Origin of the sequence: Enterobacter asburiae (genome assembly GCF_001521715.1) — a bacterium.
Taxonomy (GTDB): domain Bacteria; phylum Pseudomonadota; class Gammaproteobacteria; order Enterobacterales; family Enterobacteriaceae; genus Enterobacter; species Enterobacter asburiae.
On the sequence record NZ_CP011863.1, the window covers coordinates 4,409,157 to 4,424,257 of the forward strand.

14 protein-coding genes are annotated in these 15,101 nt (G+C 56.0%); 9 read left to right on the forward strand and 5 right to left on the reverse strand.

The window, feature by feature from the left end:
* Window positions 1-2: 2 nt before the first annotated feature.
* Both ACJ69_RS21510 and ACJ69_RS21515 read right to left on the reverse strand, forming a co-directional pair.
* Window positions 3-1,232, reverse strand: coding sequence for an amino acid permease (locus ACJ69_RS21510; protein ID WP_033146458.1), 1,230 nt, complete (start codon window positions 1,230-1,232; stop codon window positions 3-5).
* A gap of 119 nt (window positions 1,233-1,351) precedes the next feature.
* The gene (locus ACJ69_RS21515) at window positions 1,352-1,813 is read right to left on the reverse strand and encodes a multidrug/biocide efflux PACE transporter (RefSeq protein WP_054829537.1); all 462 of its coding nucleotides are present in this window, start codon (window positions 1,811-1,813) and stop codon (window positions 1,352-1,354) included.
* A gap of 105 nt (window positions 1,814-1,918) precedes the next feature.
* Between ACJ69_RS21515 and ACJ69_RS21520 the strand changes: the two genes are divergently transcribed.
* From ACJ69_RS21520 to ACJ69_RS21550, 7 genes are all read left to right on the forward strand, one after another.
* Window positions 1,919-2,785, forward strand: coding sequence for a LysR family transcriptional regulator (locus ACJ69_RS21520; protein WP_059347732.1), 867 nt, complete (start codon window positions 1,919-1,921; stop codon window positions 2,783-2,785).
* Between the two features lie 93 nt (window positions 2,786-2,878).
* A complete protein-coding gene (locus ACJ69_RS21525) occupies window positions 2,879-4,057 on the forward strand; it encodes an acetyl-CoA C-acetyltransferase (RefSeq protein ID WP_038417283.1) in 1,179 nt (392 codons plus the stop codon).
* A 235-nt stretch (window positions 4,058-4,292) separates the two neighbouring features.
* Window positions 4,293-5,129 (forward strand): 5-dehydro-4-deoxy-D-glucuronate isomerase, encoded by an 837-nt coding sequence (gene kduI / locus ACJ69_RS21530; protein ID WP_059347733.1) that lies wholly within the window; start codon window positions 4,293-4,295, stop codon window positions 5,127-5,129.
* Window positions 5,130-5,192: 63 nt separating this feature from the next.
* Complete coding sequence (gene kduD, locus ACJ69_RS21535; RefSeq protein ID WP_059347734.1) at window positions 5,193-5,954, forward strand: 2-dehydro-3-deoxy-D-gluconate 5-dehydrogenase KduD; 762 nt, start codon at window positions 5,193-5,195, stop codon at window positions 5,952-5,954.
* A gap of 312 nt (window positions 5,955-6,266) precedes the next feature.
* Window positions 6,267-7,688 (forward strand): arabinose-proton symporter AraE, encoded by a 1,422-nt coding sequence (araE, locus tag ACJ69_RS21540; RefSeq protein WP_029741163.1) that lies wholly within the window; start codon window positions 6,267-6,269, stop codon window positions 7,686-7,688.
* Window positions 7,689-7,891: 203 nt separating this feature from the next.
* Entirely contained in the window at window positions 7,892-9,016 is a 1,125-nt protein-coding gene (gene wzz(fepE) / locus ACJ69_RS21545) for an LPS O-antigen length regulator Wzz(fepE) (RefSeq protein WP_054829536.1), read from the forward strand.
* Between the two features lie 88 nt (window positions 9,017-9,104).
* Entirely contained in the window at window positions 9,105-9,797 is a 693-nt protein-coding gene (locus ACJ69_RS21550; protein ID WP_054829535.1) for an aspartate/glutamate racemase, read from the forward strand.
* Here the strand turns inward: ACJ69_RS21550 and ACJ69_RS21555 are convergent.
* Window positions 9,792-10,718 carry a LysR family transcriptional regulator gene (locus ACJ69_RS21555; protein WP_047646287.1) on the reverse strand — a complete coding sequence of 309 codons (927 nt, stop codon included), beginning with the start codon at window positions 10,716-10,718 and terminating at the stop codon, window positions 9,792-9,794. The genes ACJ69_RS21550 and ACJ69_RS21555 overlap by 6 nt on opposite strands.
* A 121-nt stretch (window positions 10,719-10,839) precedes the next feature.
* Here ACJ69_RS21555 and lysA point away from each other — a divergent pair, with 121 nt between their 5' ends.
* On the forward strand, window positions 10,840-12,102 hold the full coding sequence (lysA, locus tag ACJ69_RS21560) for a diaminopimelate decarboxylase (RefSeq protein ID WP_047646286.1): 1,263 nt from the start codon (window positions 10,840-10,842) through the stop codon (window positions 12,100-12,102).
* Here the strand turns inward: lysA and ACJ69_RS21565 are convergent.
* Window positions 12,072-13,109 (reverse strand): LacI family DNA-binding transcriptional regulator, encoded by a 1,038-nt coding sequence (locus ACJ69_RS21565; protein ID WP_029741168.1) that lies wholly within the window; start codon window positions 13,107-13,109, stop codon window positions 12,072-12,074. The two genes, lysA and ACJ69_RS21565, sit on opposite strands and share 31 nt — an antisense overlap.
* Window positions 13,110-13,338: 229 nt before the next feature.
* Between ACJ69_RS21565 and ACJ69_RS21570 the strand changes: the two genes are divergently transcribed.
* Window positions 13,339-13,815, forward strand: coding sequence for a GNAT family N-acetyltransferase (locus ACJ69_RS21570; protein WP_059347861.1), 477 nt, complete (start codon window positions 13,339-13,341; stop codon window positions 13,813-13,815).
* Here ACJ69_RS21570 and galR read toward each other — a convergent pair.
* Window positions 13,776-14,792, reverse strand: coding sequence for an HTH-type transcriptional regulator GalR (gene galR, locus ACJ69_RS21575; RefSeq protein WP_023309052.1), 1,017 nt, complete (start codon window positions 14,790-14,792; stop codon window positions 13,776-13,778). The genes ACJ69_RS21570 and galR overlap by 40 nt on opposite strands.
* Window positions 14,793-15,101 lie beyond the last annotated feature (309 nt).

The following is a 15,101-nucleotide window of genomic DNA, read 5'->3' on the forward strand; positions in this document are numbered from 1 at the left end:
GTTTAGCCGACAAACATCACCGATACGCACAGCACGCCGACGATCAGCGTCAGCAGGTTGCCAATGGAGCGGTACTGTTTCAGCGATGGGATCAGATACGTCGACAGCGTCGGCATGATAAACAGGATCATGGCGATAAGCGGGCCGCTGATGGCGTAAATCATCGAAATGGCGTTCGGGTTAATGCAGCAGACGGCAAAGGTGATTAACGACACCCCCATAATGGAAATCGCGCGGTTAAAGGCGCGGCTCTTTTTCACGCCCACCTGATTGAGCGACGACTTCACGATCTCCGTCGCCCCTTCAATCACCCCAAAATAGGTGCCGAGGAACGATTTCGACATCGCAATAATCGCCACGATAATCCCGGAAATGCCCAGCCACGCCGGTGAAGAAGGCATCATCGACAGCGCGGACAGGATCGTTACCCCTTGCTCTTTGGCGGCCACAATGTACGACGGCGGAATTGAGAGCAGGCAGCTGAAGACAAAAAACAGCACGCTCAGGCAGATGATCAGGTACGCCACCTTCATGATTTTCTTGCATTTATCCATAGCACCGTCGGCAAATTTCTCGCGGCGATCAACGGCAAACGTTGAGATAATCGGGGTATGGCTGAAAGCAAATACCATCACCGGAATCGAAATCCAAACCTGATGCAGCGTATGACGATCGACGGCCATCTGGCTGGTCAGCAGCGAAGGTTGCCAGCTTCCGGTCAGATAGAGCGAGACAAAGAGAAAATAGGCAATCAGCGGAAACACCAGGAAGCCCATCACTTTTATCGTGATATGGCGTCCCATCAGGAAGATCAGATTCAGAACCAGCACCACCCCCAGGCTGACCAGCACGCGAACGGCGGTATCCACCGTCAGGTGTTTCGCCAGCTGCTCCGTGAGCGAGTTGGTGATGGCCACCGCATAAATCTGCACCACCACAAAGAAGGCGATGAAATAGAGCGTGGTGATCAGATTGCCAATCTTCCTGCCGTAGTAGTGCGAGACGGCGCCGGTGATCCCTTCATTGCCTTTTGTTTTTGACGACAGGATAAATTGCGCCAGCGCTCTGTGCGGCCAGTAGGTTAAGGGATAGGCCACGAGGGCGGTAATAAACAGGACGATAGCGCCTGCGGAGCCCAGCTGAATGGGCAAGAACAGCGTTCCTGCGCCCACGGCCGTGCCATAGAGAGCGAAACTCCAGAGAGTCTCATCTTTTGACCAAATTTTCGACATTAGAGCAACGTATCAACTATCAAACCATCGGAATGGCGTGCAATTTACCATAGTTATGCCTGAAGAGCGCAGTTGCTTCGACGGAGTTTGGCCGGAACGGGCGTCCGGCCAAAGGCGGTTTAGCCTGCCAGGGCGCGCCGTTGCTGGCGACGCTTAAGAAATTTCTCGCGCAGGCAATCGTATGCCCAGTTATAGAACATGGTGTACGGCAGGAAGAACAGGAAGAAACCTATTTCCAGCGTGAATGCCTGAGGCAGGGTGACGCCCAGCACCGCGGCGACAATCGACACGCCAATCACGATAAACCCGCATTCGAACCCCAGCGCATGCAGCGCGCGCACTTTTGCCGTACGTTTGACGCGCTGAACCGGCCAGAAACGGTCGAAGCCGAAGTTATAAATAATGTTCCACAGCATGGCGGTGGTGGCCAGAATAATGGTCAACCCACCCATCTCCACCACGGAACGCTGCATGAGCCACGCTGCCGTAGGGGCGAGGATCGCCGTCGCAATCCCTTCAAAACAGACAGCATGAAAGATCCGCTCCGGCAGTTTACGTTGGAGTGCATCCTGATGTTGCATAGTCATAGACCTCATTAATTCGCCGGTATGGGCGTTGATGCAGCCTATTTTCATCGCTAAAGCTGATATATTAAAGATAGTATCCATCGCTAAAGTAGATAGGTTATGCGCTATTCACCCGAAGCCCTTAATGCGTTTGTCGAGACCGTTGCGGCGGGCTCGTTTTCTGCCGCCGCACGTCGGCTGCGTAAAAGCCAGTCGACGATCAGCACGTCGATTGCCAATCTTGAGGCCGATCTCGGTTTCGAGCTGTTTGACCGCTCGGCGCGCCAGCCGGTGTTAACGGTCCAGGGAGAACAGGTGCTGGGCTACGTGCAGGCCATCCTGGCCGCCAGCACGCGGCTGGACGAGCTGGCGGTGTCGCTAACGGCGCAAACGGAGGCGCGTCTGACGTTTGTCCTTTCCGATACCCTCAACCCGGACGTGCTGGAAGAGATGATGAAACAGTTTGACGCGCGTTTTCCCCATACGGAATTCGAATGTCTGATTGGCGAGGAAGAGGACGTGATCCATCTGCTGCAAAAGGAGCGAGCGCAGATTGGCCTGACGGAAGCGCGCGACAGTTACCCTACGGATATTGGTGTCACCCGGTTGCCGATGCAGACCCGCATGGCGATCTACGTCGCGATCGCGCATCCGCTGGCCGGACAACATGACGTTCAGCATGACGAGCTGCACGGCTGGCGGGAGCTGCGGCTCAGCACCTATCTTGAGCGCGAGGCTGAGATCGCGCGCGGGCCCGTCTGGTCAGCCCCGAATTACCTGTTACTCTTGAGTATGGCGGTACAGGGATTTGGCTGGTGCGTGCTGCCGTGTGCACTGGTGGATGAATTTGCCGCCGCGAAATCCCTGGTACAGCTCAGTGTTCCCGGCTGGCCACGGGCGATCGGCATCGATCTGCTGTGGAATAAACGATCCCCTCCCGGCGTTGCCGGAAGCTGGCTGCGGCAGTATCTGCAGGATGCGCGCTGATCCTTGTGATTAAACTCACTATTTTTAAACAATTAAGATAATTGCCAGTAACAATCCTCTACTATCGTCATGTCATTTAACACAGAGGTCGTGATGAAAGATGTCGTAATAGTGGGTGCGTTGCGTACAGCTATCGGCTGTTTTCAGGGAGCGCTCGCGCGTCACTCGGCGGTTGACCTGGGCAGCGTGGTGGTAAAAGCGCTGGTGGAACGCAGCGGGATCGCAGCACATGAAGTTGATGAAGTGATCCTTGGACAGGTCCTCACGGCCGGTGCCGGGCAAAACCCTGCGCGTCAGGCGGCGCTGAAGGGCGGGCTGCCCAATACCGTTTCCGCCATCACCATCAACGACGTCTGTGGTTCAGGATTAAAAGCGCTGCATCTCGCGACGCAAGCCATTCAGTGTGGTGAAGCGGACGTGATCATCGCGGGCGGGCAGGAGAATATGAGCCGCGCGCCGCACGTGTTGACCGACAGCCGGACCGGCGCACAGCTGGGCAACAGCCAGCTGCTCGACAGCCTGGTGCATGACGGGCTGTGGGATGCGTTCAATGACTATCATATGGGCGTGACGGCGGAAAACCTGGCGCGCGAGTACGGCATCAGCCGTGAGGTGCAGGATGCCTACGCGCTAAGCTCGCAGCAAAAAGCGCGTGCGGCGATTGATTCCGGTCGTTTTCGCGACGAGATTGTCCCGGTCAGCACGCAGCGTCAGAGCGGCGAGCGTATCCTCGTGGATACCGATGAACAGCCGCGCACCGACGCCAGCGCTGAAGGCCTGGCGAGGCTGAACCCCGCGTTTGAAATGCAGGGCTCGGTGACGGCGGGAAATGCCTCTTCCATTAACGACGGCGCTGCCGCTGTCATGATGATGAGCGAAAGCAAAGCCCTTGAACTCGATCTTCCCGTCCTGGCCCGCATTAAAGCATTCGCCAGCGTAGGGGTTGATCCTGCGTTAATGGGGATCGCACCGGTCTACGCTACCCGCCGCTGCCTGGAGCGCGCGGGGTGGCAGCTTTCGGATGTGGATCTGATCGAAGTGAACGAAGCCTATGCCGCGCAGGCGATCTCCGTCGGAAAAATGCTGGAGTGGGATCCCCTGCGGGTCAACGTTAACGGCGGCGCGATCGCGCTGGGGCATCCTATCGGTGCGTCCGGCTGCCGCATCCTGGTTTCGCTGGTCCACGAAATGAAAAAGCGCAATGCCCGCAAAGGGATTGCCACACTTTGTATAGGCGGCGGGCAAGGGGTGGCGCTGGCCATCGAACGCTAACCTCTTCTCAAACAAAATGACCTCCTCCGGGAGGTTTTTTTTCGCGTCCTTTTTCTCCCGGCGGTTGAATTGTGATCCGAACATCATTTCCGCTATAAACAAAAATAAAAATGAAACGTTGTTTTAAATACAATTGAAAAGCCCACTTTATGCCGATAGTATGTGCTCATTATGAAAAACGGAACGCTGTTTCGTTTATTTCCGCCTTCGGGCATGACCACATCTGGAGGTTACCGTGGACGTCAGAGAAAGCATCCACAGTGCGCACGCCAAAACGCTGGATACTCAGGGGCTGCGCAATGCATTTTTAGTCGAGAAGGTATTCGAGGCCGACAGGTACACCATGGTTTACAGCCATATCGACCGCATTATTGTGGGTGGGATTATGCCCGTCACGAAAAGCGTCTCCGTGGGCGGTGAGGTCGGTAAACAGCTGGGCGTGAGCTACTTCCTCGAGCGTCGCGAGCTGGGGGTGATTAACATCGGTGGGCCGGGCACCATCACCGTAGACGGACAGTGCTATGAGATTGGCCACCGCGAGGCGCTGTACGTGGGTAAAGGGGCGAAAGACGTGGTCTTTGCCAGCATCGACGGCAGCAGGCCTGCGAAGTTTTACTACAACTGCGCGCCGGCTCACTCTACCTACCCAACCAAAAAAGTGACCCCGGCAGACGTCGCACCCGTGACGCTGGGCGACAACCTCACCAGCAACCGCCGCACCATCAATAAATACTTCGTGCCGGACGTGCTGGAGACCTGCCAGCTCAGTATGGGATTGACCGAGCTCGCGCCAGGCAACCTGTGGAACACCATGCCGTGCCATACCCACGAGCGCCGCATGGAAGTCTACTTCTACTTCAATATGGATGAGGACGCCTGCGTGTTCCACATGATGGGACAGCCGCAGGAAACGCGCCATATCGTGATGCACAACGAGCAGGCGGTGATTTCACCGAGCTGGTCCATTCACTCCGGCGTAGGGACGAAAGCCTACACCTTTATCTGGGGAATGGTGGGTGAAAACCAGGTCTTTGATGATATGGACCACGTTGCTGTCAGCGATCTGCGCTAGTCGCGGACGGTGAAGCATAAACCTGCCTGTGAGTGACAGGCTCTGAAAGAGTAAGGAATAAACATGATTCTGGATGCATTCTCTCTGCAGGGGAAAGTGGCTGTGGTTTCCGGGTGCGACACCGGGCTGGGTCAGGGGATGGCGTTAGGCCTGGCGGAAGCGGGCTGCGATATCGTCGGAATTAATATCGTTGAACCGACTGACACCATCGAACGCGTGACGGCCCTGGGCCGCCGTTTCCTGAGCCTGACCGCTGACCTGCGTAAAATCGATACCATTCCTGAACTGCTGGCGCGCGCGGTGGCTGAATTCGGTCATATCGACATTCTGGTGAACAACGCCGGGCTGATCCGCCGCGAAGACGCTATCAGCTTCAGCGAGCGCGACTGGGACGACGTGATGAATTTGAACATCAAGAGCGTATTTTTCATGTCCCAGGCGGCGGCGAAGCATTTTATTGCGCAGGGGAAAGGCGGCAAGATCATCAATATTGCCTCTATGCTCTCGTTCCAGGGCGGTATCCGCGTGCCGTCTTACACCGCGTCCAAAAGCGCCGTAATGGGCGTGACCCGCCTGCTGGCAAACGAATGGGCGAAGCATAACATCAACGTGAATGCGATTGCGCCGGGCTACATGGCGACCAACAACACGCAGCAGCTGCGTGCGGACGAGCAGCGTAGCGCGGAAATCCTCGACCGCATTCCGGCGGGACGCTGGGGTCTGCCGAGCGATCTGATGGGGCCGGTTGTCTTCCTGGCCTCCTCCGCATCGGATTACATCAACGGCTACACCGTGGCTGTAGACGGCGGCTGGCTGGCGCGTTAATTCCACCCGTATTAAGAACCTCTGCCCGTGGGCGGAGGTTTTTTTGCGCAATAATTGGCTTAGTCCATATCGCTAAAGATGAAAAATCCATACTAAAAAATCACAAATGACGGCAATCACACTTTTATTGCTTAAATATTAACTGATTAGTAAAAATACGTGATTATTCGCCACGAGTTGAAATTGTAATGTCCATCACAGAACCGTATGCCGTAGCGGAATAATCCATAACTTCGCGATTTCCTGCCTGACACTTTTCCTCGCTTTCTCGTAATTTCAGTTAACGAATTTTGCTGTTGAGGCAGGAAAAATATGACATCTATAAATGACTCTACCCTAATGCCCGCTGCGCTGCGCGATACTCGCCGCATGAACCAGTTTGTCTCCATTGCCGCCGCCGTGGCGGGCCTGTTGTTTGGACTGGATATCGGCGTCATTGCCGGCGCGCTGCCGTTTATTACCGATCACTTTACCCTCAGCAACCGTCTGCAGGAGTGGGTGGTGAGCAGCATGATGCTCGGCGCGGCCATTGGCGCGCTGTTCAACGGCTGGCTGTCGTTCCGTCTGGGGCGCAAATATAGCCTGATGGTCGGGGCAATTCTGTTCGTTGCCGGCTCCATTGGCTCGGCGTTTGCCGCTAACGTTGAAATCCTCCTGCTCTCCCGCGTGCTGCTGGGCGTGGCGGTGGGGATTGCGTCCTACACCGCGCCGCTTTATCTCTCCGAAATGGCGAGTGAAAACGTGCGCGGCAAGATGATCAGCATGTATCAGCTGATGGTCACGCTGGGTATTGTGCTGGCGTTCCTGTCCGACACCTACTTCAGCTACAGCGGCAACTGGCGCGCGATGCTGGGCGTGCTGGCCTTACCGGCGCTGGTGCTGATCGTCCTGGTGATTTTCCTGCCAAACAGTCCGCGCTGGCTGGCGCAAAAAGGGCGTCACGTGGAGGCGGAAGAGGTCCTGCGCATGCTGCGCGATACCTCGGAAAAAGCGCGCGAAGAGCTGAACGAAATCCGCGAAAGCCTGAAGTTAAAGCAGGGCGGCTGGGCGCTGTTTAAGATCAACCGCAACGTGCGCCGCGCCGTCTTCCTCGGCATGTTGCTGCAGGCGATGCAGCAGTTCACCGGCATGAATATCATCATGTACTACGCGCCGCGCATTTTCAAAATGGCCGGATTCACCACTACGGAACAGCAGATGATCGCAACCCTGGTGGTCGGGCTGACCTTCATGTTCGCCACCTTTATTGCGGTATTCACCGTGGACAAAGCCGGGCGTAAACCGGCGCTGAAAATCGGTTTTAGCGTAATGGCGATCGGCACGCTGATCCTCGGCTACTGCCTGATGCAGTTTGATAACGGCACGGCCTCAAGCGGGCTTTCCTGGCTTTCTGTCGGTATGACCATGATGTGTATCGCAGGTTACGCGATGAGCGCCGCGCCCGTGGTGTGGATCCTGTGCTCCGAAATTCAGCCGCTGAAATGCCGTGACTTTGGCATCACCTGTTCCACGACCACCAACTGGGTGTCGAACATGATCATCGGTGCGACGTTCCTGACGCTGCTGGACGCGATTGGCGCAGCGGGAACGTTCTGGCTCTATACGGTGCTGAACGTAGCGTTTATTGGCGTCACGTTCTGGCTGATCCCGGAAACCAAAGGCGTGACGCTGGAACATATCGAGCGCAAGCTGATGGCTGGAGAAAAACTGCGGAATATCGGCGTGCGATCGTAATGCCTGTTTAAGCGTTCAATACAAGTCAGAGTTGGTAAAATGGTTAGTAATTACAATAATAACGTAATGAAATTCACTACCAACTCTGGCAGGGTAGGATGAATAGAGGGATTTGAACTTAGGATAATTCTTAGGATAATGTATCATCGGAACACCGCTGTTATTTGCGCAACATGAAACGCATCCTAAAAAGAAGAATGTCTATGTCTGAGATGGATATCAAAAAAAGCACCGATCTTGATTTTCCCCGTTATACCTCCCCGGCAATACACGCTAAAGAAATTGATCTTTTCGGTTTATTAGCGGTCCTTTTGGCGGCCAAAAAACGCATTGTCACCATTACCCTTGCTTTTGCACTGGCGGGGCTGGCCATTTCATTTTTACTGCCGCAGAAGTGGACCAGTAAAGCAGTGATTACTCAGGCAGAATCGTCGCAGTGGAACCCGCTGCGCCAGATGATGGTAGCGTTGCAGGTACTTGACGTGGACGCGAAAATTTCCCGTCCGGAAGTCTTTGACATGTTTATTAAAAAGTTTCAGTCGCAGTCATTGCTCGAAGAGTACCTGAAATCCTCTCCTTACGTGATGTCACAACTTAAAGATGCCGAGGTGGATCCGCTTGAGCTGCATCGGGCGATAGTTAACATTTCAGACAGAATGAAAGCGGTGAATGACGCTCAGGGAAAAGACGCGGATAAAGCGCCTTTTGTCTCCTGGACATTGAGCTTCACTGCGCCGACAGCTGACGATGCGCAAGCCGTCCTGGATGGATACATCGACTATATCGCGGCTATTGTTGAAAAAGAGACGGTGCAGAATATCCGCAACCAGATCGCCCTGAAAAAGAACGTCGTTGAGCAGCAGCTGGAACTGGATCGTGTCCGTCTGACTAATATTCACAATACCAACCTGCAGCGACTGAATTATTCGCTGGAAGTGGCCAATGCCGCAGGCATTAAGAAACCGGTTTACAGCAACGGGCAGGCCGTAAAAGATGACCCGGATTACTCCGTTGCGCTCGGCGCTGACGGTATCGCGCAAAAGCTGCAGATCGAAAAAAATCTGAAGGACGTGACCGAGCTGAATGCAGAGTTCCAGAACCGGGAATACTACCTCGCACAGCTGAAAAAGCTCTCCTTTGCCGATGTTAAACTTGAGCCATTCAGGTACCAGCTTTCTCCCTCCATGCCGGTGAAAAAGGATGGCCCGGGCAAGGCTCTGATTGTCGTTCTGGCGGCGCTCCTGGGGGGGCTGTTTGCCTGCGGTAGCGTTTTACTGCGCGAGGCGATGCTCGCCCGTACTTCGCCACCAGAGCCGGTAGTGGAATAAGCTCTGCAGTTTAAAAAGGCGCTGAATACAGCGCCTTTTTTTATGTGCATCGATTGTGTTAAAAATGAAACACAGATAAGGAGGGATGATGAAAACGATCGGCCTGTTAGGTGGAATGAGCTGGGAATCGACAATCCCTTATTACCGCCTGATTAATGAAGGGGTAAAGCAGCGTCTTGGCGGTCTGCACTCCGCCAGCCTGCTGCTGCACAGCGTTGATTTTCACGAAATTGAAGCCTGCCAGTCGAGCGGTGAGTGGGATAAAGCCGGGGAGATCCTGGCCCAGGCGGCGCTGGGGCTGGAGCGCGCCGGCGCCGAGGGAATCGTGCTTTGTACCAATACCATGCACAAAGTGGCGTCGCATATTGAGGACCGCTGCGCGCTGCCGTTTCTGCATATCGCGGACGCAACCGGGCGTGCGGTTGCGGCATCCGGAATGCGCCGCGTAGCGCTTTTGGGTACACGCTACACCATGGAACAGGATTTTTATCGTGGACGTTTGCACAGTGAATTTGGGATCGAAAGCCTGATCCCTGATGAAGCAGATCGGGCGCGCATCAATCAGATTATCTTTGACGAGCTCTGCCTCGGTACCTTCACCGAATCTTCCCGCGCGTATTACGTCAGCGTGATTGAAAAGCTGGCGCAGCAGGGGGCTGAAGGGGTGATCTTCGGCTGCACCGAGATCGGCCTGCTGGTGCCAGCCGAGCGAAGCCCCGTCCCGGTATTCGATACCACCGCCATCCATGCCGAGGATGCCGTGGCGTTTATGCTGTCATAACGGGTTTTGCAGGTCAGGTAAGCGAAGCGCCACCTGACGCGCGTGCTCCTTTAAGTGTTCGGTGAAAGCGTCCACCAGCGCGGAAGCCGGACGGTGCAGCGGGCGGATCAGGCTCACGGTGAACGGGACGGAGACGCTAAAGCGGCGGATGACGATCCCGCTTCCGGCATAGTCCAGCGCCGTGAGCGGATTCACCACCGCGACGCCGACGCCTGCACGCACCATCGCGCAAATCGAAGCCGCGCTGTGCGTTTCCACTACCATTCGTCGTTTGACCTGATGCTCGGCAAACAGGGTATCCAGCAGCTGTCTGTAGCTGTCGGTCTGCGACAGGCTAATGTAGTTTTCCCCGTGGAAATCCTCCGGTGTGAGCACCGCCTTACCGGCAAGCCGATGCCCGGCGGGCAGAACGCACACTTCATCTAACGAGATCAACTCCGTGCGTGCCGTTCCCGCTGGCGTGGAGAGGGTTTCGGTCAGGCCTAAATCATGGCGCTGAGCCGAAAGCCACTCTTCAAGCAGGGGTGATTCCTGAGGCACGATGGTGAGGCTGACCTCCGGGTATCGGGCCAGAAAGGGCTGCAGCAGCATCGGCAAAAAAGATTGCGAAAAGACGGGCAGGCAGACGATCGACAGCTCCCCCTGGCGAAACTCGCGCAGGCTTTCCGCAGCACTCACTATTCTGTCCAGTCCGTACCAGGAGCGCTGAACTTCCTCGAACAGGCGTAACCCCTGCACCGTAGGGTGAAGCCTGCCCCGGGTACGTTCGAACAGCTTCAGCCCCAGCACTTTCTCGAAGCGGGCCAGCTCGCGGCTGACCGTCGGCTGCGAGGTATGCAGCATCTGTGCGGCTTCGGTGAGATTGCCGGTGGTCATCACGGCGTGAAAAATCTCGATGTGGCGTAAATTGACGGCGGGCATAGGGCACCTGAAAGCAGATTACTGTCCATATCATTTTTGCATAGACTCGCGATAAAACGATATTTTTTATTCTCTTCGCGCTGTGGCGTAATCTTCAAAACGCATTTACCCGGAGAAGACCATGCCACGCCCGCTGAACCAGACTGATACCGATTTGAACGCCGACAACCTGCTGCGCCTGCCCGCCGAGTTTGGCTGCCCAGTGTGGGTCTACGACGCGCAGATCGTTCGCGAGAAGATCGCCGCCCTGCATCAGTTTGACGTGGTGCGCTTTGCCCAGAAGGCGTGCTCCAATATTCATATTCTGCGCCTGATGCGTGAGCAGGGCGTGAAGGTGGACTCCGTCTCGCTTGGCGAAATCGAGCGCGCGCTGGTGGCCGGATTCGATCCGAAAGCCGACGGCGACGCGATCGTCTTTACCGCAGACGTGATCGACGATGCGACGCTTGCGCGCGTCCACGAACTGCAGATCCCGGTGAATGCCGGTTCTGTAGATATGCTGGAGCAGCTGGGTCAGGTTTCTCCCGGCCATCGAGTCTGGCTGCGCGTGAATCCGGGCTTTGGTCATGGGCATAGTCAAAAAACCAATACCGGCGGCGAAAACAGCAAGCACGGGATCTGGTATGCCGATATGCCTGCCGCGCTGGAGGTATTACAGCGCTACGGCCTGAAGCTGGTGGGTATTCATATGCACATTGGCTCTGGCGTCGATTACGGCCACCTGGAGCAGGTGTGCGGCGCGATGGTGCGCCAGGTTATCGACTTCGGTCAGGATCTGGAGGCGATCTCTGCCGGTGGCGGTCTCTCCATTCCCTATCGCGAAGGCGAAGAGGCGATCGATACCGATCACTATTACGGTCTGTGGAGCGCCGCGCGTGACCAAATCGCCGCGCATCTTGGCCACGCGGTGAAGCTGGAAATTGAGCCGGGTCGTTTCCTGGTGGCGGAAGCCGGCGTGCTGGTTTCGCAGGTGCGCAGCGTCAAAGAGATGGGGTCTCGCCACTTCGTATTGATTGACGCAGGTTTTAACGATCTGATGCGTCCGTCCATGTACGGCAGCTATCACCACATTACCGCCCTGGCTGCCGACGGCCGCGACTTAACGCAGGCGCCGCGGGTTGAGACGGTCGTTGCGGGACCGCTGTGCGAATCGGGTGACGTGTTCACCCAGCAGGAAGGCGGCAAAGTGGAGACCCGCGCGCTGCCAGAGGTCAAACCGGGTGATTATCTTGTGCTGCATGATACCGGTGCCTACGGGGCGTCGATGTCATCTAACTACAACAGCCGCCCGCTGCTGCCGGAAGTGCTGTTTGATAACGGCAAGGCACGGCTGATCCGTCGTCGTCAGACCATTCAGGAACTGCTGGCTTTAGAACTCATCTGATGAAAGTACGGCCCCGTTGTAACCGAATCGCGTAACACCAGCGTGCCGGTAAACGGCGGGATGGCATCGACCGGCTGGTTTTTTGCCAGCCGGATCGCCTGATCGATGGCCGTGACAATCATATTGTCGATGGGCAGATAAACCGATGAGAGCGCAGGCTCCAGCCATTTCGCGCTTGGGGCATCGTCAAAGCCGAACAGTGAAATATCCTGCGGAATTTTAAGCCCCGCCTGGTGTAACGCTTTGGACGCCCCCAGGGCCATATCGTCGTTACAGGCAAACAGGGCGCTAAAGGGCACACCGTCGGCAATCAACTCCTTGCATAGCTCGTATCCCCGCGTCATTCCCGCATCGCCGTACTTTATCCGACGCTCGTCCAGGCGGATGCCGTGCTTTTCCAGCGCCTTACGGTAGCCCATCAGCCGCGCTTTACCCGTGGGGGTGTGGATCGGAACGGTGATACAGGCGATCTCCCGATGGCCCTGGGCGATCAGGTAATCCACGGCCTTAAACGCGGCATCCTGCTGTTCGAAAAACACGCAGCGATCCGGCACCTGGCTCACTTCACGGTTAATGACCACCAGCGGCGTTTTCACGGTGTTCATCAGTTTGACGATCGCTTTTTCGCTCATGTAGCGCGTGTAAAGCACGATGGCATCGCACTGGCGATCGGCCAGCATCTGCACCGCCTGTTCTTCCTGTTCCGGCGCGTCGTGACCGTCGGTGACGATCAGCTGTTTTCCGTGAGTTTCCGTCTGCCGCGACGCCTGCTGGAGAAGACGACCAAAGTAAAAGCCGTCGAAGGTCGAGACGACCAGGCCAATGCTGTTGCTGGTCTGGTTAGCCAGCGAACGCGCGAGAAAGTTCGGGCGATATCCCAGCTCTTCCATCGCAGCAAAGACCTGCTGACGCGTACTCTCTTTAACCTGACCCGTGCCGTTCAGCACGCGCGAGACGGTAGCCTTCGACACGCCCGCACGCAGTGAGACATCCAGCATTGTTGCCATTCTACATTCCTGCTTCCACGTAATGGTTTGCAGTTTAACACAGACCTCACGGCGTATAGGCGATGCGGGAAGCGCAAAACTTCTGCCACGATCACGCTTTTTGGTCACGATTCGTCATGCATGCCTGAAGTAAAACTAAATAGTCTGACTCTGGTAAAATAATCGCCGAACCGAGCTGGGGCGACAGGCCAGCAAATACATGAGAAAACGCAGGTGAAATGTGAAAAAGATAGCCATCTTCCCGCTTTACCAGGCACCGCAGTATGCGGAGCAGGTCACCGACTGGCTCTGGCAGGCCTTTGGCGAAGGGCTTTCTCGGGAATTTTTCCACAGCATTGTTGAGCACAGCCAGACGCCGGGAACATTACCGCTGACCTTTATCGCCGTAGAAGACGAACAGCTTGTTGGTACGGTAGGGCTCTGGCGCTGCGATTTGATCACCCGTCAGGATCTCTTTCCGTGGCTGGCGGCGCTCTACGTTGACGACGCGGCGCGTGGCAAGGGGCTGGCAGGAAAGCTACAGCAGCACGTTATTACCTGGGCCGCACAGGCGGGATATGAAGAATTGCACCTCTGGTCTGCCTGCCGCGACTTCTACGAACGTTACGGCTGGCAGTATATCGGTGATGGGCTGGAATACCCCAACACCCTGGTCCACCTCTACCGTTATTCGCTCTGCGCTTCCGCAGGTGATGCAACGGAGTGACGGCGAACCAGCGTCGGGCTAAACAGATGCGTAATATCCGGCGGCTGGCGCTGTTCAGCCAGAGCTAGCGCGAGCTCGGCGGCCTGCGTTGCCATGGTGATAATCGGGTAGCGCACGGTGGTCAGACGCGGGCGCACGTAGCGAGAGACCAGCACGTCATCGAAGCCAATCAGCGAAATTTCTGCCGGTACCTCAATCCCGTTGTCATTCAGCACCCCCATTGCCCCTGCGGCCATCGAGTCGTTATAGCTGGCAACCGCCGTGAAATTCCGCCCGCGACCGAGCAGTTCGGTCATGGCCTGTTCACCACCGCTCTCATCCGGTTCACCGTAGGCCACCAGACGATCATTACACGGCAGTCCGTTTTCGCGCAGGGCATCGTAGTAGCCCTGCAGGCGGTCTTCCGCATCAGAAATCGGATGATTGGAACAGAGATAGCCAATCCGGGTATGGCCCTGTTGAATCAGATGACGGGTCGCAAGCCAGGCGCCGTAGCGGTCATCGAGGGCCACACAGCGTTTTTCAAACCCGGGAATAATGCGGTTGATGATCACCATTCCGGGCATCTGCTTCATCAGGTGAATCAGCTCGGCATCCGGGATCATTTTGGCGTGAACCACCAGCGCGGCGCAGCGGTGGCGGATCAGCTGCTCGATGGCCTGGCGTTCTTTTTGCTCATTATGATAGCCATTGCCGATCAGCAAAAAATTGCCCGTCTGATAAGAGACCTGTTCAACCGCTTTCACCATGGCGCCGAAAAAGGGGTCGGAAACATCACCCACTACCAGCCCAATGGTTTCGGTGGACTGCTGGGCGAGCGCGCGAGCATTGGCATTGGGATGATAATTCAGGGATTCCATGGCGGTTTGTACCGCCTGGCGCGATGCGTCACTGGCTTTTGGGGAGTCGTTAATCACTCGAGAGACGGTTGCCACCGACACACCTGCCAGACGGGCCACATCCTTTATTGTCGCCATTCATTACCTTCTTATTGGGGGTAAGCGTTTACACACCAAATAGTGTTGCGGAAAAGCGCCGCGCATTCAAGGGGAGCGGATTTCCGCTCTCCACAAACGTGACGCAGGACAACACTGGTAGTGTAATCGTTACACGCGCAGTCATGTCTGAAGAATGTCAATCTGAACCTTTGGTTACACTTTGCGTCAGGCTGTTGCGATTGTCCGATGGCAAGGATATTAGAGAGGTTGATACAGTCGAAATCCCAGAGGTATTGATAGGTGGAGTCAACTCCGGTTGATTAACACGCTTACACCAGCCTGCGTTTT